This window comes from Methyloceanibacter sp., assembly GCF_050728395.1.
Taxonomy (GTDB): Bacteria; Pseudomonadota; Alphaproteobacteria; order Rhizobiales; family Methyloligellaceae; genus Methyloceanibacter.
This window is the reverse complement of the sequence record NZ_JBOHJB010000052.1, coordinates 1-21,743: the sequence shown is the minus strand read 5'-3', so window position 1 is coordinate 21,743 and position 21,743 is coordinate 1. Positions and strand designations below refer to the sequence as shown.

Sequence of the window (21,743 nt, the reverse complement as noted above, 5' to 3'; positions counted from 1 at the left end):
ACACCGCGGCTCCGGACAGCTCCGGCACGAAGATGACCGTCGCGACTCGGCGGTAGGCCATGAAGGACAGCCCCTCGAGGAGCTCCTCGTCGGTCACCACCCGATAGTCGGCCGGCGGCAGCACATGATCGACGCCCGTCAGGCTGAAGGGCCGACGGAACGTGATGGTCTTTTCGGTCGTCCGTATCATCATGGAAATCCCTCCCCAAATTACGTGGTGAACGCGATGGCGCTCACCTACGACGTTCGGTTTCCGCGCTCCCGTCCATTCACGCCACGCGCCATATGCGCCTTGATGGCATCGGTCGCATCGGCCGTCACCTTGGTCGATAGCTCGCGCACCTCCTCGGCTTGCGCCGTCAACGCGCCGATCTGCTTGCGCCAATAGGCCGCGTGCAGCTCAACCATGTCGGAGAGGCTCTTGGCGCCGGCCAGGCTCTTGGCCAGGTCGAAGCTGGTCAAGACATTCCGCCGGGCGATATCGATGATCTTGCGGTTGAACGCGACGGCGCCTTGGCCGGCGGCGTCGAAGGATTTCTCGAACGTCGCCACGGAAGCGTCGAACGCATCGGTGGAGCGGTCATAGGCCTCGCGCGTCCGGTCTACGGTGTTCTCGGCAAGGGCGCGCACGCTCTGGGGAATGTCGGTGTCGAGGCCGAGCATGCCGAGCCTTTCGGTCACCTCACGATAATTGGCGCGAGCGTCGGCGGCGGCGGATTGGGGATGATAGGTGGCGGTCATGAACACACCTCTTGGGGGTTGGATCTCAGGCGATTATTCGCAGGCTGGGAAGCCGCGGGCCTCGAGCGCAAGTCGCGCTCGGCGTGCTGAGATGTTCGGGAAAGGGGGCGCGCACTTGATTAGGCGCGCTAGTCTTCACCGTCAGCGCCTGGGTCCGGCGTGCCAGTGCCGAAACTCTAGGCGCTGCCCAGACATAAAGCAAGCTCGGTGGGGAAAACCGTTATAGCGCCCCATTGCTTGATCGCGTGTTCGTCGATTTGCGCTACCGATGCGCTGCCTGAGCATGATTCGTTTTTTTGCGCTACCGCTTCGCTGCTTGAGCGCTAGGCGACCTCCATCGCCCAGAGGCGGCGGGCCTGAGGGATGCCGCGGAGCTCGTGTAGGCCGAGATCGGCTAGGGTGAGCTGCGAGCGGCGCGCCACCTCATCGCTCACCACCACCGGGCGCTTCAGCGACTTCGCCATGTCGGCGGTGCGCGCGACCTCGTTCACGGCGCGGCCGAGCACGCCGAATTTGAGCCGCTCCGGCGTCCCGGCATTGCCGAACACCACATCGCCGAAATGAACGCCGATGCCGAACTCGATGGCGCCGGCCTTGCCGCCGCCCTCGCGCTTCAGCGTGGCGAGCCGGTCGCGGGCGCCGGAGGCGGCCTGAAGCGCGAGCGCGCAGGCTTGCGTCCCGCCATTGTCGCCGGCGGGAAAGAAGGCGAGGATGGCATCGCCGATGATGTCGAGCACCTGGCCGCCCTGCTCCATCACCGCGCCGGCAGCGCAATCGAAGTAGGCGTTGAGCAGGTCGAGAAAGGCATCGACCGGGAGCTGATCGGCGAGGCCGGTCGAGTTGCGCAAATCGCTGTACCACAGCGCCGCGGCGAGCCGCTCGCCGTCGCCGCGCTTGATGGTGCCGGAGAGGATGCGGCCGCCGACCAGAGGCCCGTGAAAGGTGTTGAGCGCGTTCCGGGTGATCTGATCCTTGATGGCGATACGGAACACGAGCGCGAGCGGGGCGAGCACGGCGCGCATGGCGGCGACGTCGGTGTCGCTGAAGCCTTGCGGTGAGCGCGTCGACCATGAGGTGGCGAGCCCATCGAGCGATTGCGGATGGAGCTCGGCGCCGCCGAAGGCAACGATCAGCGCAAGATAATCGGTGAAGCCCTTCTCCTTCAGTTGCGCAAGGAGCGGGAAGCCGGCGACGGCGGGATCTTGGTCGAGGCGGAGCCGCCATTCGCGGCTGCCGTCCGAAAGCATGACGTAGAACGGGGAGAGCCGGAAATCCGAGCCGTCCTTGTCGACGAGCGCGGCGTAGCTCACCTCGGCGCCGGTCTCCCGCGTCCAGGTGATGCTCATGCCGTCGAACAGCGGGTGCAGGATGCGGAAGCCGACATTCATGCGGTCGATAGAGACGCCAGAGGCGATGAGCCGCTGCATCGCCACCTCGATGAGGCTGGTGAGCGGCTGATCGGAGATGCCCGAGGCGATGATCGAGGCCGGGATGTCGGGAACGTCGGGGAGCCTGGTCGGCTCGTGGTCAGCCATGATGGCGCCTCTTATCGGGGCATTGCGTGGCAATTTTAAGTGCGCAGAAAGAAACCCTCATGCTGAGGAGCGCTGCCCAGGCAGCGCGTCTCGAAGCATGGCCACCCTTCGAGACGGCCGCTACGCGGCTTCCTCAGGGTGAGGCGTGCATGACAATCCAGGGGGGATTTGAGCTACAGTCGCCGCCGAAATCCTAAGGGAGAATTGCATGAAGCGGATTGTGGTCGTGCTTGGCGCCGTGGCCGCGGTGCTGGCCGGCGCTTTTGCCCTCGTGTGGTTCGTGGCGGGGGTCGCGGACCGTATCGTGCAGAGCGGCATGACGCGGCAGATGGCGAAGGCCGCCCGCGCGCCCTATCTCAGCGACGATGCTCTGCACATTCTGTTGTGCGGCACCGGCTCTCCCATGCCGGACATGACGCGGGCGAACGCCTGCGCCGCGGTGATCGCCAACGGCCATGTGGTGGTGATCGATGCAGGGCCAGGCGCCTGGTCGCGGCTCGCCGCCGCCAACATCCCCGGCGCCAAGATCGACACCGTGCTTCTCACGCATCTGCACTCGGACCATATCGGCGATCTCGGCGAGGTCGCCACGCAAAGCTGGCTCGGCGGGCGGAAGGTGCCCCTCGAGGTGTATGGGCCGCCGGCGCCGCAAGCATCGGAGCGCACCACCGACGCCGAGGGCGAGACCTTCGGCATGTCGGGGACCGAGGAAGTGGTGAAGGGCTTCGCGCAAGCCTACAATTCCGACGCGGAGTTCCGCATCGCCCAAGGGCACGAACTGGTGCCGACCGAAGCCGCGCGCATGATCGGCCATGACGTAGCGCGGCCGGGGCCGGAAGAGGCGGTCACCGTCTACGATCGCGACGGGCTCAAGATCTCGGCCTTCCTCGTCAATCACGATCCGGTCGAGCCGGCTTACGGCTACCGCATCGAGTATGGCGGGCGGGCCGCGGTGGTGAGCGGCGACACGGCGCGCGTTCAGAACATGGTGCGGTTCGCCAAAGGCGCCGACGTGCTGGTGCATGAGGCGCTTTCCCGCGACATGGTGGAGATGCTGGCTTCCGCGCTCGATGCGTCGGGCAACAGCCGCGCCGGAACGATGGCGCGGCAGATCATCGCCTATCACACCTCGCCGGTGGAAGCCTCCTCCATCGCCAAGGAGGCCGCCGTTCCGCTGCTCGTGTTTACCCACGAGGTTCCGCCGCTCAGAAATGCGCTGATGCGGCACATGTTCCTGCGCGGGGTTGCCGACGCGCGCGGGCCCGGCGATACCATCCTCGGGCGTGACGGGCTGCTGATCTCGCTGCCCAAGGGCTCAAAGGACATCAAGACGAAGAATTTGTGGTAGCGCTTTTATATCTCCCCCTTGCGGGGAGGTCCGACACGCCTTTTTGGGCGGCGTTGGGGTGGGGGCATTGCGCTCAAGCAGCGTCACGGTAGCGCATACCGCAAAGCCATCACCCCACCCGGCCGCCGAGCGTTGCTCGGCGTCCACCCTCCCCGTCAAAGGGAGGGATGAAGTCTTCACTGCTCGTGAGATGCCGCGGGGTGACGCTTGCGCATATTGGCCGCGGTCAACAGCCTGCGCATCAGCCTCCGGCTGACTACATCTGACGGAAGGGGAGGATGGCATCATCCTCGTGGGGAGGTGGCTTCAGAAGGAGGCACCTCTATGAAGAAATATCTGATCGCAAGCCTGATCCTCGCCGCGACGACTGTGCCGTCGCTCGCCGCCGCGCAGCATTTCGTGGTCGAGGACACCGAGAAATATTGCAGCGTGATCGATGCGGCGCCAGCAAGGACCTCAAGATCCTTGGGCAGAAGCAGGGCTACGGCTCCCGCGCCCAGGCAGAGACGGCCATCAAGGACCTGAACTGCAAGGCGCTGCCAGGCTAGTCTAATAGACCCTCATCTCTCCCTCTTGGGGGCGGGAGGGATGACACGCTTTAGCGCTCAGCTGAGAGGAAGCAGCGGCTTTCGGTCTTGCCCCAGAAGAGCGTGCCCTGCCCCTGATAGTCCGTGGCAGTCTCGCTGTTCACGTCGCGTGAGACAATATAGCTCCGCAAGCTCGCCAGGCCGCTCTTCGACAAGCCCATGCGCCGCAGGGCGCAGCAATTGGCTGCAATTTCGTTGCTCTGCCCGGCGTGGTGGCAGCATTCGTGCTGCCTGACGAAGCTCTTGAAATAGGCGGGAGCCGACGCATAGCGGCTGTAATAGATGATGAGCGGGCGACCGCCGCGGTCGTGCGCCGCCTCGGCAAAGAAGTGCCTGGGGTGGCTCACGCCGGTGCGATAGATCTCTTGCACCGACTGGCGCTCGCCGGTCTTCGAGTTGACGCCGAGGCAGGCGGCAGCCGCAACCGGCGCATATGCGAAGACCGCGAGCGCCAAGCTCACCGCCGGCAGTGCTGTTGCAAGCCCTGGCATGGCGCAAGAGTCTGGCCCGCATTCCTTAGCGCGCCATTACCGACATTCGTTAGCGTCCATTAACCAGCGCTTGATCTATCCGCTCCGTGCGCGCGATCCCCCCACCCCGACGCCGCCCCGTCTTCGACGCGCCACCGCTTCGCTGCTTTAGCGCACGGGCGTCGTCGGACCTCCCCGCGAGGGGGAGGTTAGGATTCGTTGCGTTACGCCTTGGTCTTCGACCTCGGCTTCAGTTTGGGCTTTGCCGTGTCGCCTTCCACTTCGGTGTCGTCGGGAAGGTGCAGCTGATGCATCACCCGGTGGAACACCGGCGACAGGATCAGGCCGGTCACGCCGACCAGCAGCAGGCCCGAATAGAGCGCGTAGATGCCTTCGAACAGCTCGCTGCTCTCATGCTTGGGTGGGCCGTAGGGGCCCATGCCGCCGAGGATCATCGCGGCGTGGCCGAAGGACTCGGTCCAGTCGAGTTCCTCGAAATGGTGATAGCCGAGCATGCCGGCAAACAGCGATATGAGCACCACGAGAAGCGCGATCCCGACATTGATGGCGAGCCTGCGCACGAACAGCCAGCGCGGGGCGAGCGGCTCCTCGCGGCGCTCGAGCGGCGAGAAAATGCCCAGCCAACGGCCGGTCTTGGTCTTCGTGTCTGCCATGCGTCCTATCTAGCGCAGAACATGACGTTTCGGCGACTGCTCTTGCGACGCATGGACGGCGGCTCCGCATCCCGGCAAGATCGCCGCAAGCCACTATCCCGCCGCTCAGGAGAGCTCCATGCAAGACCGCCCCACCAAGACCTCACCCGACCTCTTCGCCCCGATCGAGGTCGGACCCCTCGAATGCCCCAACCGCATCGTCATGGCGCCCTTGACGCGGAGCCGCGCCGGCGCCGGCAACGTCCCGACCGCGCTCAACGCTCTCTATTATGCGCAGCGCGCAAGCGCGGGGCTGATCATTTCGGAGGCGACGCAGGTCGCTCCCGAAGGCCAGGGCTATATCTCGACCCCAGGCATCCACAGCGCCGAGCAGATCAAAGGCTGGCAATGCGTGACCGACGCAGTCCAAGTCGCCGGCGGCCGCATCGTGCTCCAGCTTTGGCATGTCGGGCGCATCTCGCACCCATCTTTCCAGCCAGGCGGCAAGCTGCCGGTGGCCCCCTCCGCGATCAGGCCGAATGTGCAGGCCTACACGGCCAACGGCTTCGAGCCGATCCCCACGCCGCGCGCGCTCGAGACCGCTGAGATCCCCGGCGTCGTCCAGCAATACGCGCGAGGGGCGCGCAATGCGCTTGCCGCAGGCTTCGACGGCGTCGAGGTGCATGGCGCGAACGGCTATCTGATCGATCAGTTCCTGCGCGACAGCACCAACAAGCGCACCGACCAATATGGCGGCGGAATCGAGAACCGCAGCCGCTTCCTGCTCGAAGTGGTCGATGCTGTCACCGCAGTCGTTGGGCCTGAGCGCACCGGATTGCGCATCTCGCCGCAGAACGGGCAGAGCGATATTTCCGACAGCGACCCGCAGCGCCTGTTCAACCACGTGGCCTCGGCGCTCTCAGGCAAGGGCATCGCCTATCTGCATGTGATCGAGGGCGACACCGGCGGCGTGGCCGTGCCGCCCTTCGACTATAAAGAGATCAAGCGACGCTTCGGCGGCATCGTCATCGCCAATAACGGCTTCGACAAAGCGCGCGCCAACGAGGCCATCGCAGAGGGCAGAGCCGATCTCATCGCCTTCGGCAAGCCATTCATCGGCAACCCCGACCTCGTGACGCGGCTCTATCTCGACGCGCCGCTCAATCCAGCCAACCGCGAAACTTTCTATGGCGGCGCCGATCAGGGCTATACCGACTATCCGCTGTTGCGCGGGGTCGAGCCGCATGCCTGCTACTGCGAGGATGCCGAGCGCGCCTGGGGGTGATGGGGGTTAGACGCGGCCGACCAAAGTGCGCCTGAAGGGAGGGTTTTTGGAGGATGGTACTCAGCCCGGACTCTTCTCGCGCTTGCCTGTCTGGTCACAGCCAAGTCCAGGAGACTCAAGACAGGCTTTGACAGCTTCGATTTGACCAGCATTGCCGCACTGGCCAGCCGAGTATGCATCGAGCAGTTGACGGGATGAGTCGGATAGCAGCCAACCCAATGGTGCGTGGGTACTGTGACCCGCAGGCAGCATGCATTGGCCAAAATGGAAGTAGGCGCCACCCATGCGCTTGGCTTGTGCCTCAAGGTTGACGAATGCCTGTCTGCCAAGAGCACCGCGCAGATTCATCATCGTTCGCATTGGCATGAATAGCTGATGCCCGCCGGGCCCGCTCGTTCCAGCATAAGGCTCCCCGCGCCAACCATCCTGAGAGCGCGAAAAGTCTGGATCGCTGGTGATCTGGATAACAATTGGGACCAACTTGTTTTCTCGAAATGCCGGTTCGAGGTCTGCCATGATCTGGGTCAGGGTCACAGCGCCGAAGTTGTCAAAATAGCCGCCGTCAACCACACTTCGCACTGTCCCTTCCTCATCGATCCTCGCTGTGCCGGACGGCCCAATTACCGGAAATCGAGCGCTGACGTCAGCTGCGGAACTGGCAACAAGGTCACGTTTTTCACACCTCATAATATCGGCAATATCGGCAACGTAGCAGTTCGGACCATTGTTGCAGTCAAGCCTAAGGCTGCTCGCCACCGCTCGCCCTCCGGTCTCGACGACGGTGCCGTTCAGGACCAGCGCAGGCCATCGGGGTCCACTCTTCCAAAGCTTTAGGAAGCCCTCTTCGAGGCTGACCGGACACGGCTTAGGCTTCCCGGAGGGCTCCTTATTGAGCATACGACCGCATGCTTGATCGAAGGACCCCGACCACGCTCTTTCCAGGGCCTCGGCCCTATCAGACAACGGCAACCCAGGAATCAGGTCGCGTATGAACATCGACGCGAGCAGCGGCGAAAGGAAATCTCCAGACGCAGCCGCTTTCGCGATCTCCTTGATCTTGGTGCCGTCATCAGGGGCCGCCGCGAGCGCCGCTCGATAAAAGAGTGCACCTACAGAGCCTCCCGAAACGCCGCTTATGAGGAACAGCCTTTTGTTGAAGGTTGGGATTGTCGAGCTGAGTTCGCCCAATACACTCGCGGTCCAGTAGGCGGCTCGGCTGCCCCCTCCTGCGGTGGCCACGAAAACGATGGGACGTGGGGAGTTGCGATCCTCATCGCTTGCGGCAAACTCAGACAGAAGGTCAGAGGCGGTTGCTCTGCCACGCACTGCCTCCTCTGTATTGTCCAGGAAGCGCACACGATGGACGTCTAGAAAACTCAGAGCGAGGGTGGCGAATGCAAGAACCAAAAACCAAGGAAGATTTGACACCCTGTTCAGCATGGCGACTCCCGTCCCAATGAGCAGCAGTACCGTCAGGGCTAGCATCGCTACTGGGAAGGGCCCGAAAAGCGCTCCGAACGTCAGAGGCCACGCTGCAGCAATAATCACGCTCGCAACAACCCACACGACAAGTATCGGAAGCAGTACGTGTCCTCGGAGCCGTTCCTTGAGGTCTGCCCAATCCGTCATCGGGTCTTTCGCAGCCAACTTTCTCTGCACTTCCTGAGCAAACCCCAACGTCTTGGCCAGTGGCCGAAGGTTCTTCTCCGACGACCATTGAGCCACTTTCCGAGTCGCGCGCAGGAAGGGGAGGATCACGACGGCGAGAAGAAGCGCTAATCCGAGGCAGATGAACGCATTATCGATGCCGTCTTTGCCGGCGAACACGACAAACCCGGCGGCGACAATGATTGGCACCAGGATTCCAAGAAAGCGGGGCGCCCACTCGCGTACCCGATAAATGTTGGCAACACGCTGCTCAGCATCTGCTCTCGCCTTCTTGGAACCTTTAACCAAAGGCGACCGGGGAAATTGCCTTCGATACTGAAGAAGAACGTCTTCTTCCTTTTCAAAACGGAAGGCCGACGAAACCCAGCACGTTATCCAAACCATTGCAGCAACGGCGAACGTCGCGGCATAGAACCAAAAGGGTCTTGAATAGTCGGCCGACAGGTCCTCAAGCGCGTACTCGAGAAGTACATCGCGTCCCTGCTCTGTCGCTGTTTCGAACAGCAGCGCTGCGAGGACCAGAACAGTGAGCAAGCCGATTCGAGACGGCTTCAAGCCGATCCACAAGTCGTATGCTCGGGACCGCAACCATCCGTTGAAGCGGGCAATCATCGCCGTGCCCTGTGACCCTAGAATTCACAGACAACAGAATGACGTCGTTCAGCATACTACAACTACCACAGATTGAAATCTCGTTGAGCGTCGCCAGGACCAAAGGCGTGCGAAGGACGGGTTGCAAATTCGCGAAGTGGAGTCGAAGGGGGCGGCTTGTTGCGGAGGTTTGGGTTCACTCGTGTCGGTTCAGCGAAAATGAACGGCGGTCGCGCCGCTTTCCAGGTGTCGTTTCATAGGAGTCGGTATCTCGATATCGATCTCGAGCCGAGAGACCATCTCGCCGCGATCGATCTTCAGTCGAACCTTATCGGGATCCACGGCGACGTGCTTGTTGATGGCAGCGAGAATATCCTCGTGAAGCATCGGGATAAGATCGGGATTGCCGCCGGCGCACCGTTCGTGCATCAGCAGGACCTGCAATCGATGGTGAGCGGTGGTGGCCGATCGCTGCCGACCGAACAGATCCGCGAGCCTCATGCCGCCCTCCGTCCCAACAATTTGCTGAACAGCGTGGCCCGGCCGCTCGGTACGACCAGTGGAACCTGCTCGCCCCGGAGCCTGCGAGCTGCATCGTTGTACGCGCGTGCCGGGGCACTCGCCGGATTGTTCAGCGTCACCGGCGAACCCATGTTCGACGCATGCAAGACGTCCTTGCTCTCGGGAACGATGCCAAGCAGAGGTATGCAGAGGATCTCCAGGACGTCGTCGATGCACAGCATCTCACCGCGTTCCGCCCGAGTTGGGTCGTACCGGGTCAAGAGAAGGTACTTGTCCATCGGCTCGCCGCGTTTGGCCTTGTCGGTGGTCGAGTCGAGCAAGCCGATAATGCGATCGGAATCGCGGACCGAGGACACCTCGGGATTGGCCACTACCACGGCGAGGTCGGCGTGGCGCATGGCGAGCGAGGCCCCCCGCTCGATACCCGCCGGGCTGTCGCAGATGACCCAATCGAACGACGGCCGCAGCTCGCCGATCACGCGTTCGACACCCTCATCCGAGAGCGAGTCCTTGTCGCGCGTCTGGGAGGCGGCGAGCAGGAACAACGTATCTATTCTCTTGTCGCGAATGAGCGCTTGAGAGAGCCTGGCGGTGCCCTGAACGACGTGAATGAGGTCGAAGACCACTCTCCGTTCCGCCCCCATGACGAGATCGAGATTGCGCAAGCCGACGTCGAAATCGACGACGGCGACGCGCTCGCCGGCGCGCGCCAGAGCGGCGCCAAGCGCTGCGGTCGACGTTGTCTTGCCGACGCCTCCCTTTCCGGATGTCACCACCACCACCTGGGCCATTTGCATGCTCCTTTGGTTCAGTTCATGGTTATGATCTTCAGCTCGTCCCCTTCGAGCCACGCTTGTATCGGTGCCTTGCGAAGATGAGGCTCGACTTCGTCGGCGACGATGTAGTGGCCGTCGATGGCGATGAGCTCGGCGTCGAGCCGGCGACAAAAAATTCTCGCCCGCTGATTGCCGTAGGCACCAGCCAGGACTCTTCCGCGCAACGTTCCGTAAACGTGAATGGAACCGGCGGCGATGATTTCCGCGCCAGAAGCCACCGACCCGACAATCGTCACGTCGCCGTCAGGGTGAACGATCGCTTGGCCCGAGCGCACTGGAGCATCGATCAACAGCGAGCTCACCGGCTCCGGCGCGGGAAGTTGAACCGGGGGCGCCCCCGCCGCATCGGACTTGCCGGCCTGCCCTCGCACCAAGGATGGAACCCGGCCATCGACATCGGCTGGATTTGCTCCCTCGACACCGAGAATGCGCATGTCACGCCTGCTCAGCTCGTCCAAGAGACCGAGGAATGTCTGCTTGGTCAGCGAGAGGCCTGAGACATCGATCACCACCGACTTGCCGGCGAAAAAGCCTGGCGAGCGGGCGAGCAAAGCATCCACCTCGGCAAGCCAAGCATCGATAGGGGCTTCCGGCCTGACCACCAGAGCGTGGAAAGAGCCGCCGCGAAATTTGAACGATGGCCGCGCCGTTGACATCTCGTTAACCCTCAACGCCGATAGGACGGCCATATGGTTAATGAGGGGTTAATTTCGGCGCCTGCCGGAATAGAAAAAGCGACCCGCTCGCCGCACGGCAGGGCCGAGTAAAAAGCGCACGCGAAATGTCCGCTAGGGGTGAGTAGCCGACCGCCATAGGCTGATTCGGCTGGTCCGCTTATTGGCGTACTTCGAACGTAATGCCACGCTCGGCTTAAGTCCGCTATGTGCCATTAACGGACGTCACTCTTGTTCGATCAGTCGTGGCGGAAACCACGCGCCGCTCACGATGTCTTGCGATGGGCCGTAGAAGCGGTAGGTGAGGTTATAGGGCTGACCTTTCGGCGTCGGCAGCCAGTTAGGCTCAGGCAATTCTTCCGGTTTTTTCGGCGCGAAGGCGAGCGTGAGCGACCCATCGGCGTTGAGCTCAAGCCCAGACTGCTTGTTGAGGAGGAAGCGGTTGAGCGGATTGGGAATGACTTGAAACTTAGCGCTGTCGACCGCGATCACGGACCAAAAATATCCAACCTTGCTCGCCGGTAGCGCGTCCTTGGGATAGGTCTGGGTGTAGGTCTTGCTGCCGTCGAGCTTCTCGACCATGAAGTAGACGACCTCCTTCTGGTTGTTTGCCCAGATACCGGCGAAGTTGGCGATTGAACGGATCTGGTGGTCGCTGCCGTAGTTTCCGGTGACGCGAGGACGCATCCAACCATTGCCTGTCGCACCCATCTTTGGGATGGCAGCCATGAAGGCTGGTATGGCCTTGGTGCGAATGACCTCATCGACATGGGCGCGTTGAGCGGGATCCTTAGCCGCTTCGCCAACGGCGAGTGCCTTGCTCTGCATCTCCGCCATGCCCTCATTGATGTCGGGCTCGCTCGCAAGAATTTCTGCCGTCTTGTCGACGGCCTCCACCCCGGGAAGCTCCGTGATGGGGAAGTCGAACTTCACCACCGGCCCTTCGACCGTAGGCGAGCCGGTAGCCTTCATCGTTATCCGGTTTTGCAGCGCAATGGCTTCATCGGGATTGGGGCCGAGTTCGACGCGCAACAAGATGCGTGACCTCTTGTTGGGCAGGTCGATCCGTTGCACAATCTCAGGGAGCGCCACGTCCGCGCCTTTGAGGCAAAGCGCGAAATTGCCGAAGGGATGGTCGGGAAAGTTTCTTTCATTGATATTGGTGGTCACCTCACCCCAGCCGTTGAGCACCTGGACGGTGTAATAGCGGCCTTTGATCTCAGGCAGATTGATGAGCGTGCAGCTTGACTGATCGACTGCAATCCAGGCCTCGCTGTAAGCGACATCGAGATTTGGGTTGGCCCATGTCACGCCGCCCGGCTTGCGGTGAATGATTTGGTTCCACTTGAAGCCTTCGTCGAGGTCGAGGCTCTCCTGTCGGAGGACCAACCAGCGGCTAAGCATGTATTGGTAGCTGTCGACGATGTCCTGATCGGTGGGAGGGGCTGCATGTCCGACTGACGGAAGGGTGGTTGCACTAGCCAACATGGCAATTGCCACAACAAGCCCGCGCATCGTCTTTCTCCTGGTTCGTTAGGTGACCGTCTCAACGAGTCAGGCCAAGCCTGCTACCAATTCAGAACCTAGCTAACAGGCGTCAGCTCAGGAAACTTCCAACTGCCCTCGAGAATCTCCGGTCGCGGACGATAAAGCCGCACCGTATAGTTCCAGCCCTTCGTGATCGGCAGACAATTCGGAATTTTCCCGTCGCAGCCGCCAAACTGGATCGCGAATGAACCATTGTCGCTTTTCTTCGCCGTGATGTTATTAAGCGAATAGGCGTTGTACGGATTGGCCTGCAGGTAGCCTTCCGCATCGTAGACGGTGACCGACCAGAATCCGTCTACGGGCACATCTTTGACGTTGAGCTTGTACACGGTCGTCCCGTCGTTCTTTGGAGGCGTGACATTGAGATAAATGGCGTCCTTTGCCGGATTGCCGCCCCAGGCCGCCGCCGCGCCGATCAAGTGGCGCACGGGGTCGACCTCGCTCTTGGTGCCGAAAGCGCCCTTAAAGTCCTCGAGCGTGGAGGCAACCACCAGGAGCGCATCGCGGACCTTCTTCTGGCTTGCCTGGTCCCAGTTCTGAATCTCAAACTTGCCTGGACCGCCAGGCTGCTCGACCTTGATCGCGTCCTGCAGCGCATGGACCTGCTTGAGGTCCTCGGGATCGTTTGGGTCAGCGAGGAGGCGGATCGCAGTGACCACATAGCGGGTGCCGACGTCTTCCTTGGTCAGTGTGTGACTGCCGGCGCCGTAGTAGACCGCCGGCGTGTATTCGTCCTGGTTAAGTATCTGCAACGACATGAACCTCCTGCCAGCGTCGGGGAGCGTGATGGTCACCGGTCCGGCATCGAGATCAAAGACACCGCCGCCATAGAGCGTATCGCGGTTGAGGCGGATGACAGTCTGGTTGTCGATGGGCGCAGGCTCCCGATTGTAGCCAATCTTGCCGAAGCCGAAGTCCTTGATGACGCCCCCGAAATAGAGATCGCTTTCTGCCCGCACGAAATTGTCGACGGTTACCGGTATGGTATCGGCAGCGGGCGATGGGACATGCGCAGCAACTACTGCCGCTAGAGCCAAGCCATATGCGGCAAGCCTTCTACTGTGCATCATACGCCTCCTTCTCACTCGCTGAGCTGGCGCTCAGAACTTGAAGCTAGCGGAGGCGACCACGGTATCGCCTTCCAGCGTGTTCTCTGCTCCGAACTCGTGATACCACTTGGCAATCAGCGTAAGCGCCGTCACAGGATTGGAGCCAATTGTGTAAGTGACGATTGGTCCGGCGCCGTAGACCTCCGATTTGAAGCTGCCGAACCGCGCGCCGGCCCCGCTGTCCCCCGTTGTCTGGATCATCGCGTAGGCCACCGCGCCGACACCCAGCGCACCGAAATTTTTGGTGATCGAGCTATCGATGTGGAGAAGATCTCCACTTGTATAATTCGTGTCCGGGTTCTCAAAATTTATGGCATAGGCGAACGCTGCCGAAGCCTGCCATTGCGCCTCGGGATCGAAATAGGTGATGGCCGCGGTGGGAAAGACCGACCAATGGTTGAGGCCGGTATTAGCAAGGTCGCGCTTGTCGTATTTGCCGGTAGGGACAAAGCCTGTCACGCCAGCATTCCACCACCAATTGCCAGTGTGCCAGCCGAGCGTGATCGGCGTAATGCCCGTATCGCCGAAATTGGTCTCGGCATCGCCGAAGGTGATGTCGAATGGTCCAAAAGTTCTGCCCAGTGGACCTGTAAAGTTTGGAACTGTTAGACCAACGTCCGTGTCCATCGACATGAAGGCTGGAGCCGCACCGAAGGCGAATGTGCCGCCGAGGACCTTCCATTTAGTGACGTAAGTGAGGGGCAGAAAGTCCGCCGTAAATTTTGCATCGACACCAAGTTGAACGGCCCCATTGAACACGAGGGCATTTGCACTTCCCTGGTAGTGATAGACGTCGTTGAGGACGTACAGTCCAGGGACCGTTGGCACGATCCCGGCGTAAACATCTCGAAAGCCCTTGGGATATGGGCTCGACCCGAACTCAGCAGCCTTTACGCCGGGTACAAGGATCATCAAGCCAACAAGGAAACCGATCCCCCTAGTCGGCCAAGCGCTCACTCTGGAAGTTAGCCCCAGCGACACACGACGCCCATACACGGCACGATCCCCGAGATCAGTGTACAACGTTTGATTAGCTAAACGGGTCGTACGGCAAACCTTTTGAAGAGCAGATGTTGCCCTAGAGCAACAACGTCCGCTATGGGCATTAGCTGACCGCCACAGGCTGATTCAGCATGTCCGCTTATTGGCGGACTTCTGACGTGATTTACGCTCGGCCTGCGGCCGCTTGCTGCCACAAGGAGACGTTGGCGTCCCGAGCGTCGCCGCACCAGCTTTCATTCGGCGCATGTCAACACTGCCTTCGACCTGTCCTCTCCTTGCGGACCGACCGGTTGAAGATCATAATGACGACAACTCAGGAAGTGCCGCCATGCACGAAGCGCGGATCGAGTTCCTGCAGCGCATGCCCGTTTTCGGCGGAGTCCGGGCCGACATCCTCCAATTCTTGCTCGGCTTGTGCCCGGTCGCGTCCGTCCCGGCGAATGCGTACTTTTTCCGCGAGCACGACAAAGCCGATTCGATGTTCGTGCTCGAAGCGGGCAAGGTCGCCGTGCTGAAATCCTGGCGCGGACAGGAGTACCTGCTCGGAACCCTGAAGGAGGGAGATTGCTTCGGGGAGATGGCGGTGATGGACCTCTGTCCGCGCAGCGCCTCAGTCCGCGCGGTCGAAGATTGCACCGCCATCCGTCTTTCGGCGGCCAGCCTCCACCAGGTCTACGAGCTGGATCTCAAGCAGTTCGCGCTGATCCAGATGAATATGGGCCGGGAAGTGACCCGGCGGCTCCGTGAAGCGGACAACCGGCTGTTCGCCAGGATGGGGCCCGATGCGGACATGAGCAAGTTGTCCTGGTCGGCCGAAGACGCGCCGGGCCGCTTGTCGCGATGGTCGGCTTGACGCCGCCGCCTTCACCGACGCTCGTCTCGTCAAACTCGGGTCCGTCGGCGGCGCTCTCTCACTCATGTCAGCTCCGTTGAACCTGGGCGCCTCTCGAAGCATAGGCATCCCTTCCGGGGATCGAGGCGCATCTTGACATTCGTCGAGTGACGAATTATCATATTCATCGCTATTCACAGAACCAGCGAGCCACCTCCGATGAGACCGCAGGCCAGAACCAAACCCGACGATACCCGCGCCCGGATTGTGGAGACCGCGGATGTGCTGTTTCGCCGGCTGGGATTTGCCAAGACCGCGGTGGCCGACATTGCGGCCGAACTTCAGATGTCGCCGGCCAATGTCTACCGCTTCTTCCCATCCAAGACCGCGATCGTCCAGGCGATCTGCCAGCGCTGCCTGTCGGAGGTCGAGGAGAATGCCTGGGCGATTGCGCGCTCAAAGGCCCCCGCCTCCCAGCGCATTGAGCGGCTGGTCCTCGAAATCCTGGCGTATCACAAGGAAAATCTGCTCACCGATCAGCGCGTCAACGACATCGTGCTGATCGCGCTCGAGCAGAATTGGGATGAGATCCTCGCCCATAAGGAAACCTTGCGCACCGCCATGGAGCTGATCTTGCGTGACGGTATCGAAGCAGGCGAGTTCGAACCTGCCGATCCGCGCGAGGCTTCGCACGCCATCATGCGGTCCCTGGTCGGCTTTTGCCACCCAGTGCTGGTCGCCCAGTCCCTTCAGGACGGAAACGATGTCGAGGCTGAAGCCCGGGCATCGGTCCGCTTTCTGCTCCAAGCCATCACCCCCCGCAGGTAGGTCCATGCCGCATTCAGCTCACGCCGACTTGCGCCCACGAAGTGACGATATTCGTCTTTCGTCATTCATCACAGACATGCGTGAAGGAGCAGCCGCCATGCCCTCGTCGTCACTCTCGTTGCTGCGCGCCGTGGCCGTCATCGCCGTCCTTCCCCTGCTCGCGGCGTGCGACGATCAGGCGGCGTCGGCGACCGCCACGCCTGAGCGACCGGTGCAGGTTCAGCGCGTCGCCTTCGAGAACGAGAATGCCACGCGCGAGTTCGTGGGCGTGGTGCGCGCCCGCTACGAGACCGATCTCGGCTTCAGGGTCGCCGGCAAGATCGTCAGCCGCGTCGTCAATGTCGGCGACCGCGTGCAAGTCGGCGACGTGGTGGCGCGGCTCGATCCGCAGGACCTGAAGTTGCAGGTCGAGAGCGCCGAGGCAGAGTTCGCCGCGGCGACCTCAAGTCTTCAGCAGGCCGCGTCGGATTTCGAACGCTATACCACGCTGAAGACGCGCGGCTGGGCCTCGATCGCCGACTTCGATCGCAAGAAGGCGGCGAAGGATGAAGCCGAAGGACGCCTGGAGCGTGCCAAGCGCTCTCTCGACCTCGCGCACAACCAGCTCGACTACTCCGACCTCAAGGCCGATGCCGACGGCGTGATCACGGCAACGCTCGCCGAGCCCGGCCAGGTCGTCGCCATCGGCCAACCGGTGGTGCGGCTCGCCCACCGCGGCGAGAAGGAAGCCGTCGTGGCGCTGCCGGAGACCTGGCTGGCCGAAGCGCGCCGCGCGAAAGCCACGGTTCAGTTGTGGTCGGGACCGGGGCGGAATTTCGCCGCTCGGCTGCGCGAGCTGTCGCCGCAGGCCGACGCCGCGACCCGGACTTACGCCGCGCGCTTTACCATCGACAATCCCGACGACTCGGTCGCACTCGGCATGACGGCGACGGTGACGCTATCGCACTCCGCCAATGTCTCGGTGGCGAAGCTGCCGCTCGCGGCGATCCTCAACCGTGGGACCGGCCCATCGGTCTATGTGGTCGACACCTCCGGTGCGCTCGAGCTCAGACCGGTGAAGGTAGCCTCGTTCACCGAGGACACGGCGCTGGTCACCTCCGGCGTCAGCAACGGCGACCGGATCGTCAAGCTCGGCGTGCAGAAGCTCGACGTCGGTGAAAGAGTCCGTGCCGTCGGTGAGCAATAAAGGATGACCGTGCTGTCTGCGTGAGCCGCGGCCAGGAGGAGAACTGGGTCATGAGGCGCTTCAATCTTTCGGAATGGGCGATCACGCATCAGTCGCTGGTCCTGTTCATGATCCTGCTGCTCGGCGCGGCCGGGGCCTACTCCTACTTCAACCTCGGCCGTGCCGAAGATCCCTCCTTCACCATCAAGACCATGATCGTGAACGTCGCCTGGCCCGGCGCCACGGCCGCGGAAATGCAGACCCAAGTCGCCGACAAGATCGAAAAGAAGCTGCAGGACCTGCCCTATCTCGACCGCGTGCAGAGCTATTCGCAGCCGGGAGTTTCTTTCATCCAGGTGTTTCTCCGGGACACAACTCCGCCCGCCAAGGTCAAGGATCTTTGGTACCAGGTGCGCAAGAAGGTGGGAGACATCAAGGGCGCTCTGCCTGCCGGCATCATCGGCCCCAATTTCGACGACGAATACGGCGACGTCTATTCCGTCATCTACATGCTGACGGCCGATGGCTTGAGCCTCGCCGATCTCAAGGCGCGTGCCGAGGATATCCGGCAGAGCCTGCTGCGCGTCCCCGACGTCAACAAGGTTGATATCATCGGCGAGCGCCCGCAGAAGATCTTCATCGAGTTCAGCCACGCAAAGCTCGCCACCCTCGGCATAACCCCGCAGCAGATCTTCGACAGCGTCGCCAAGCAGAACGCCGTCGTGTCCGGCGGATCGGTCGATACGTCGGCCGACCGTATCAATGTGCGGGTCACCGGCGCATTCTCCGGCACTGAGGCCATCGCCGCCGTGCCGGTGCAGGCGGACGGGCGTGTGTTCCGGCTCGGCGACATTGCCTCGGTGAAGCGCGGCTACGAAGACCCGCCGACCTTCATCGTGCGCGAGGGCGGCAAGCCTGCCCTTGGGCTCGGCGTCTCGATGGCGGACGGGGCAAACATCATCACGCTTGGGGAGAACCTGAAAGAGGCGATGAAGTCGGTCACGGCGGAGCTGCCGGTCGGTATCGAGGTCACCCAGATCGCCGATCAACCCCACATCGTCGATGAGTCGGTATCGGAATTCATCAAGAGCTTCGGCGAAGCGCTCGCCATTGTCTTGCTCGTGGGCTTCCTGTCGCTCGGCTGGCGCACCGGCATTGTCGTCGCGTTGTCGGTGCCGCTCGTCCTCGCCATCGTGCTTCTCGTCATGTACGGCGCCGGGCTCGACCTGCACCGGATCACGCTCGGCGCGCTGATCATTGCTCTGGGGCTGCTCGTCGACGACGCGATCATCGCTATCGAGATGATGGTGGTGAAGATGGAGCAGGGATGGGACCGCGTGCGCGCGGCGACTTACGCCTGGACCTCGACCGCCTTCCCCATGCTGACCGGCACGCTGGTCACCGCCGCGGGATTCTTGCCGGTTGGCTTCGCCAAGTCGAGCGCCGGCGAATATGCCGGAAGCATCTTCTGGGTGGTCGGGCTGGCGCTGATTGCCTCCTGGATCGTGGCGGTGGTGTTCACGCCCTATCTCGGGCTGAAGCTCCTGCCGGATTTCGCCAAGCACCGGGCTCACGACAATCCCGATGCGATCTACGACACCAGAATCTACCGCACGCTGCGGCGCCTGATCGAACGTGCCTTGCGCTGGCGGAAGACCGTGGTCGCCACCACGGTTTTCATGTTCTTCGCCGCCGTGACAGGTTTCGGGCTGGTCCAGCAGCAGTTCTTCCCGACCTCGACAAGGTCCGAATTGTTCTTCGAGATGCGGCTCCCGGAAGGTACGGCGATCGGCGTCACCGACAACGCCGCGAAGAAGGCCGAGAGCATGCTTGCCGGCGATCCCGACATTGTCACCTACACAACCTATGTCGGCCAGGGTTCGCCGCGCTTCTGGCTTGGCCTCAATCCGGTGCTGCCAAACCCGAATTTCGCTCAGATCGTCATCGTCACCAAGGACCTGGAGGCCCGCGAGCGGGTCAAGGCCCGGCTCGAGAAAGCCCTTGCCGGCGGGGCGCTGCCAGAAGCGCGGACCAGGGTGGACCGTTTCGTGTTCGGTCCGCCGGTCGGCTTTCCCGTGCAGTTCCGCGTGATCGGGCCCGATCCGATGAAGGTGCGCGAGATCGCCGAGCAGGTCCGCCAGGTCATGGCGGCAAATCCCAAGATCATCGACCCGCATCTCGACTGGAGCGAGCAGGTGAAGTCGATCCGCCTCGAGGTCGACCAGGACCGCGCCCGTGCGCTTGGGCTGACGCCGCAGGACGTGGCGCAGACGTTGCAGACCCTGCTCTCGGGACTCACCATCACCCAATATCGCGAGGGCATCGAGCACATCGACGTGGTGGCGCGCGCCGTCCCGAGCGAGCGCCTCGAGCTTGGCCGGCTTCCGGCGCTGACCATCACCACAAGAAACGGCGTGCCAGTGCCGCTGTCGCAGATCGCGCGCCTCCACTACGAATTCGAGGAACCGATCCTGTGGCGCCGCAACCGCGACCTCGTGCTCACCGCGCGCGGCGACATTGTCGACGGCGTGCAAGCGCCCGACGTCAGCACCGAGGTTCTGGCGAAGCTCGGCGGGATCGAGGATGCGTTGCCCTATGGCTACCGCATCGAGACCGGCGGCTCGATCGAGGAAAGCGCCAAGGCGAATGTGGCTCTGGCGGCTGTGTTCCCAGCCATGGCGGTGGTGATGCTGGTGTTTCTGATGATCCAGCTGCAGAGCTTCTCGCGCTTGGCCTTGGTGTTCGTAACGGCGCCACTCGGGATCATCGGCGCCACCGGGGCTCTGCTCCTGTCCAACCAGCCGTTCGGTTTCGTTGCCCTACTCGGCCTCATCGCGCTTGCCGGGATGATCATGCGCAACACCATCATCCTGGTCGATCAGATCGACCACGACATCGCTGCCGGCCACGGCCGGCACCGCGCCATCATCGACGCCACGGTGCGGCGAGCGCGTCCGGTGTTGCTGACGGCGCTTGCCGCCATCCTCGCCATGATTCCGCTGGCACGCAGTATCTTTTGGGGACCAATGGCGATCACCATCATGGGCGGCCTGTTCGTGGCGACCTTGTTGACGCTGCTGGTCGTGCCCGCGCTCTATGCGCTGTGGTTCCGGGTGCGCGCAGACGAGTCCGCCGATAATTCCGTCGAACGTCTGCGACTGACCGATCGGATCGGCCGGCGCCCAATACCCATGCCGATCGCAGCGGAATAGCCGGCTTGCCCGGCGTTTCCCTCTCCTCGCGGGGAGGAACGCGTGTCGCAGACCGTCACTGCGGCAGGTAGACGCCGTCGGCTCGGCAGTAGTCCCTTACAGCCGGCTGCTCCTCGTCGCTCTCGGCGACCTTGATGGGCAGGAACTCCGTGGACCCGCCCTCAGGCTTGGCAAACATCCCCACGAACCTCTTGCCGTTGACGAAACCACACACCGCGATCTCGCGGTCCTTGTTGGTGCCGGCGCGGTAGCTGGTTCCGAAGCTGGCCGACGCCGGGTCCTTCAGACTTGCCGCTATGCCCTTCTGCACAAGCTTGACTTGCGCCGCCGCCAAATTCACGGAGCGGAGCGGGCCCTGAAAGGACAAGTCCGGAGCGTTGCTCTCGGCCTCGCGTTGTTGCCTGGAAATCTCGTTTTGCGCCGCGCAACCGCACAGAACCAGCACGGCGAAAACCGCGATCAAGAGCCGCATTCCCGTCCCCTCGTCTCCCCGCCACGGCACATGGGACCGGCCGAAGGTACCCCAATTGGCGCTTCGATCAATCCGGCATCAGGGCCCGGCGACAGTTCGACACGTCGGGTTGCCAGCGTCCCGCCGCTTTGGCAAAACAAACGGCAGCGGACCCTGTTCCATCCCCGGGGAGAGGCATGCTTCGAGCTGCGAAGGGTGTTGTGCTCGGCATTGTTGCCTTGGCGGCTCCGTGGCCCCTCGCCGCCATTGCGGCTGAGGACTGCGAGGTCATCTCGGCAACCCATAGCGCCGACACCAAAGGCGAGGCTTTGCACATGTCGCGCGCTCTTGCCGACAAAAGCGCCGATGAGCTACGGCGCAAGCGCGGCTGGAGCCGCATCAGCATGAGCCCGCAGAAGGTGAGCCCCGATCCGTTCTGGAAGAGGGTGCGGCCGGTGGTGCCGGAGGATGTCGTCTATGCGACATTCGTCACGGCCAAGACCTACACCACCTGCTTTACCGGCGTGGTGGTCAATTATGTCTGCACCTCGGGTTCGAAGGTCTGCCGCAATTAGGCTGTGCGGGTGGTTGCCGGATTTTTGGCTCGCTCCGAAATGACTCCATACCTCCCCCTTGCGGGGAGGTCCGGCGGCGCCTTCGTGGCGAAGGCGACGCTGGGGTGGGGG

Annotated in this window: 20 protein-coding genes and 1 pseudogene; 8 read left to right on the top strand and 13 right to left on the bottom strand. The window is 62.5% G+C overall.

What is annotated here, in order from left to right; genetic code table 11:
• The 3 genes and pseudogenes from ACREC7_RS10665 to ACREC7_RS10655 all read right to left on the bottom strand — a co-directional run.
• A pseudogene (locus ACREC7_RS10665) lies at positions 1-193 on the bottom strand (hypothetical protein); the annotation flags it as partial.
• Between the two features lie 44 nt (positions 194-237).
• Entirely contained in the window at positions 238-741 is a 504-nt protein-coding gene (locus tag ACREC7_RS10660; protein WP_431555667.1) for a phasin family protein, read from the bottom strand.
• 323 nt (positions 742-1,064) lie between these two features.
• Positions 1,065-2,276 (bottom strand): adenylate/guanylate cyclase domain-containing protein, encoded by a 1,212-nt coding sequence (locus tag ACREC7_RS10655; protein WP_431555666.1) that lies wholly within the window; start codon positions 2,274-2,276, stop codon positions 1,065-1,067.
• A 208-nt stretch (positions 2,277-2,484) separates the two neighbouring features.
• Here ACREC7_RS10655 and ACREC7_RS10650 point away from each other — a divergent pair, with 208 nt between their 5' ends.
• Both ACREC7_RS10650 and ACREC7_RS10645 read left to right on the top strand, forming a co-directional pair.
• Complete coding sequence (locus ACREC7_RS10650) at positions 2,485-3,624, top strand: MBL fold metallo-hydrolase (RefSeq protein ID WP_431555665.1); 1,140 nt, start codon at positions 2,485-2,487, stop codon at positions 3,622-3,624.
• A gap of 422 nt (positions 3,625-4,046) precedes the next feature.
• Positions 4,047-4,172, top strand: a complete 126-nt coding sequence (locus tag ACREC7_RS10645; protein WP_431555664.1) for a hypothetical protein — start codon at positions 4,047-4,049, stop codon at positions 4,170-4,172.
• Positions 4,173-4,222: 50 nt separating this feature from the next.
• Here the strand turns inward: ACREC7_RS10645 and ACREC7_RS10640 are convergent, their stop codons facing one another.
• On the bottom strand, positions 4,223-4,702 hold the full coding sequence (locus ACREC7_RS10640) for a hypothetical protein (RefSeq protein WP_431555663.1): 480 nt from the start codon (positions 4,700-4,702) through the stop codon (positions 4,223-4,225).
• 203 nt (positions 4,703-4,905) lie between these two features.
• The gene (locus ACREC7_RS10635; protein ID WP_431555662.1) at positions 4,906-5,355 is read right to left on the bottom strand and encodes a hypothetical protein; all 450 of its coding nucleotides are present in this window, start codon (positions 5,353-5,355) and stop codon (positions 4,906-4,908) included.
• A gap of 118 nt (positions 5,356-5,473) precedes the next feature.
• On the opposite strand from ACREC7_RS10635, the gene ACREC7_RS10630 reads away from it, so the two are divergent.
• Entirely contained in the window at positions 5,474-6,619 is a 1,146-nt protein-coding gene (locus tag ACREC7_RS10630) for an alkene reductase (protein ID WP_431555661.1), read from the top strand.
• Positions 6,620-6,679: 60 nt separating this feature from the next.
• Here ACREC7_RS10630 and ACREC7_RS10625 read toward each other — a convergent pair whose 3' ends face one another.
• From ACREC7_RS10625 to ACREC7_RS10595, 7 genes are all read right to left on the bottom strand, one after another.
• A complete protein-coding gene (locus ACREC7_RS10625; RefSeq protein ID WP_431555660.1) occupies positions 6,680-8,854 on the bottom strand; it encodes a hypothetical protein in 2,175 nt (724 codons plus the stop codon).
• A 234-nt stretch (positions 8,855-9,088) separates the two neighbouring features.
• Entirely contained in the window at positions 9,089-9,379 is a 291-nt protein-coding gene (gene minE, locus ACREC7_RS10620; RefSeq protein WP_431555659.1) for a cell division topological specificity factor MinE, read from the bottom strand.
• Complete coding sequence (gene minD, locus ACREC7_RS10615) at positions 9,376-10,191, bottom strand: septum site-determining protein MinD (RefSeq protein ID WP_431555658.1); 816 nt, start codon at positions 10,189-10,191, stop codon at positions 9,376-9,378. Before minD ends, minE begins: the two co-directional genes overlap by 4 nt.
• Positions 10,192-10,208: 17 nt before the next feature.
• A complete protein-coding gene (gene minC, locus ACREC7_RS10610) occupies positions 10,209-10,892 on the bottom strand; it encodes a septum site-determining protein MinC (protein ID WP_431555657.1) in 684 nt (227 codons plus the stop codon).
• 243 nt (positions 10,893-11,135) lie between these two features.
• Positions 11,136-12,425, bottom strand: a complete 1,290-nt coding sequence (locus tag ACREC7_RS10605) for a DUF1214 domain-containing protein (RefSeq protein ID WP_431555656.1) — start codon at positions 12,423-12,425, stop codon at positions 11,136-11,138.
• 68 nt (positions 12,426-12,493) lie between these two features.
• Complete coding sequence (locus tag ACREC7_RS10600; RefSeq protein ID WP_431555655.1) at positions 12,494-13,528, bottom strand: DUF1254 domain-containing protein; 1,035 nt, start codon at positions 13,526-13,528, stop codon at positions 12,494-12,496.
• Between the two features lie 30 nt (positions 13,529-13,558).
• The gene (locus ACREC7_RS10595) at positions 13,559-14,479 is read right to left on the bottom strand and encodes a SphA family protein (RefSeq protein WP_431555654.1); all 921 of its coding nucleotides are present in this window, start codon (positions 14,477-14,479) and stop codon (positions 13,559-13,561) included.
• A gap of 418 nt (positions 14,480-14,897) precedes the next feature.
• Here ACREC7_RS10595 and ACREC7_RS10590 point away from each other — a divergent pair, with 418 nt between their 5' ends.
• The 4 genes from ACREC7_RS10590 (at position 14,898) to ACREC7_RS10575 (ending at position 20,606) form a co-directional block, all read left to right on the top strand.
• Entirely contained in the window at positions 14,898-15,422 is a 525-nt protein-coding gene (locus ACREC7_RS10590) for a Crp/Fnr family transcriptional regulator (RefSeq protein ID WP_431555653.1), read from the top strand.
• A 198-nt stretch (positions 15,423-15,620) separates the two neighbouring features.
• Positions 15,621-16,229 (top strand): TetR/AcrR family transcriptional regulator, encoded by a 609-nt coding sequence (locus ACREC7_RS10585; protein ID WP_431555652.1) that lies wholly within the window; start codon positions 15,621-15,623, stop codon positions 16,227-16,229.
• 97 nt (positions 16,230-16,326) lie between these two features.
• Entirely contained in the window at positions 16,327-17,415 is a 1,089-nt protein-coding gene (locus tag ACREC7_RS10580) for an efflux RND transporter periplasmic adaptor subunit (RefSeq protein ID WP_431555651.1), read from the top strand.
• 50 nt (positions 17,416-17,465) lie between these two features.
• On the top strand, positions 17,466-20,606 hold the full coding sequence (locus tag ACREC7_RS10575; RefSeq protein WP_431555650.1) for an efflux RND transporter permease subunit: 3,141 nt from the start codon (positions 17,466-17,468) through the stop codon (positions 20,604-20,606).
• Positions 20,607-20,661: 55 nt separating this feature from the next.
• On the opposite strand, the gene ACREC7_RS10570 is transcribed toward ACREC7_RS10575, so the two are convergent.
• Complete coding sequence (locus ACREC7_RS10570; RefSeq protein WP_431555649.1) at positions 20,662-21,078, bottom strand: hypothetical protein; 417 nt, start codon at positions 21,076-21,078, stop codon at positions 20,662-20,664.
• Positions 21,079-21,254: 176 nt separating this feature from the next.
• On the opposite strand from ACREC7_RS10570, the gene ACREC7_RS10565 reads away from it, so the two are divergent.
• Complete coding sequence (locus tag ACREC7_RS10565; protein ID WP_431555648.1) at positions 21,255-21,632, top strand: hypothetical protein; 378 nt, start codon at positions 21,255-21,257, stop codon at positions 21,630-21,632.
• Positions 21,633-21,743 lie beyond the last annotated feature (111 nt).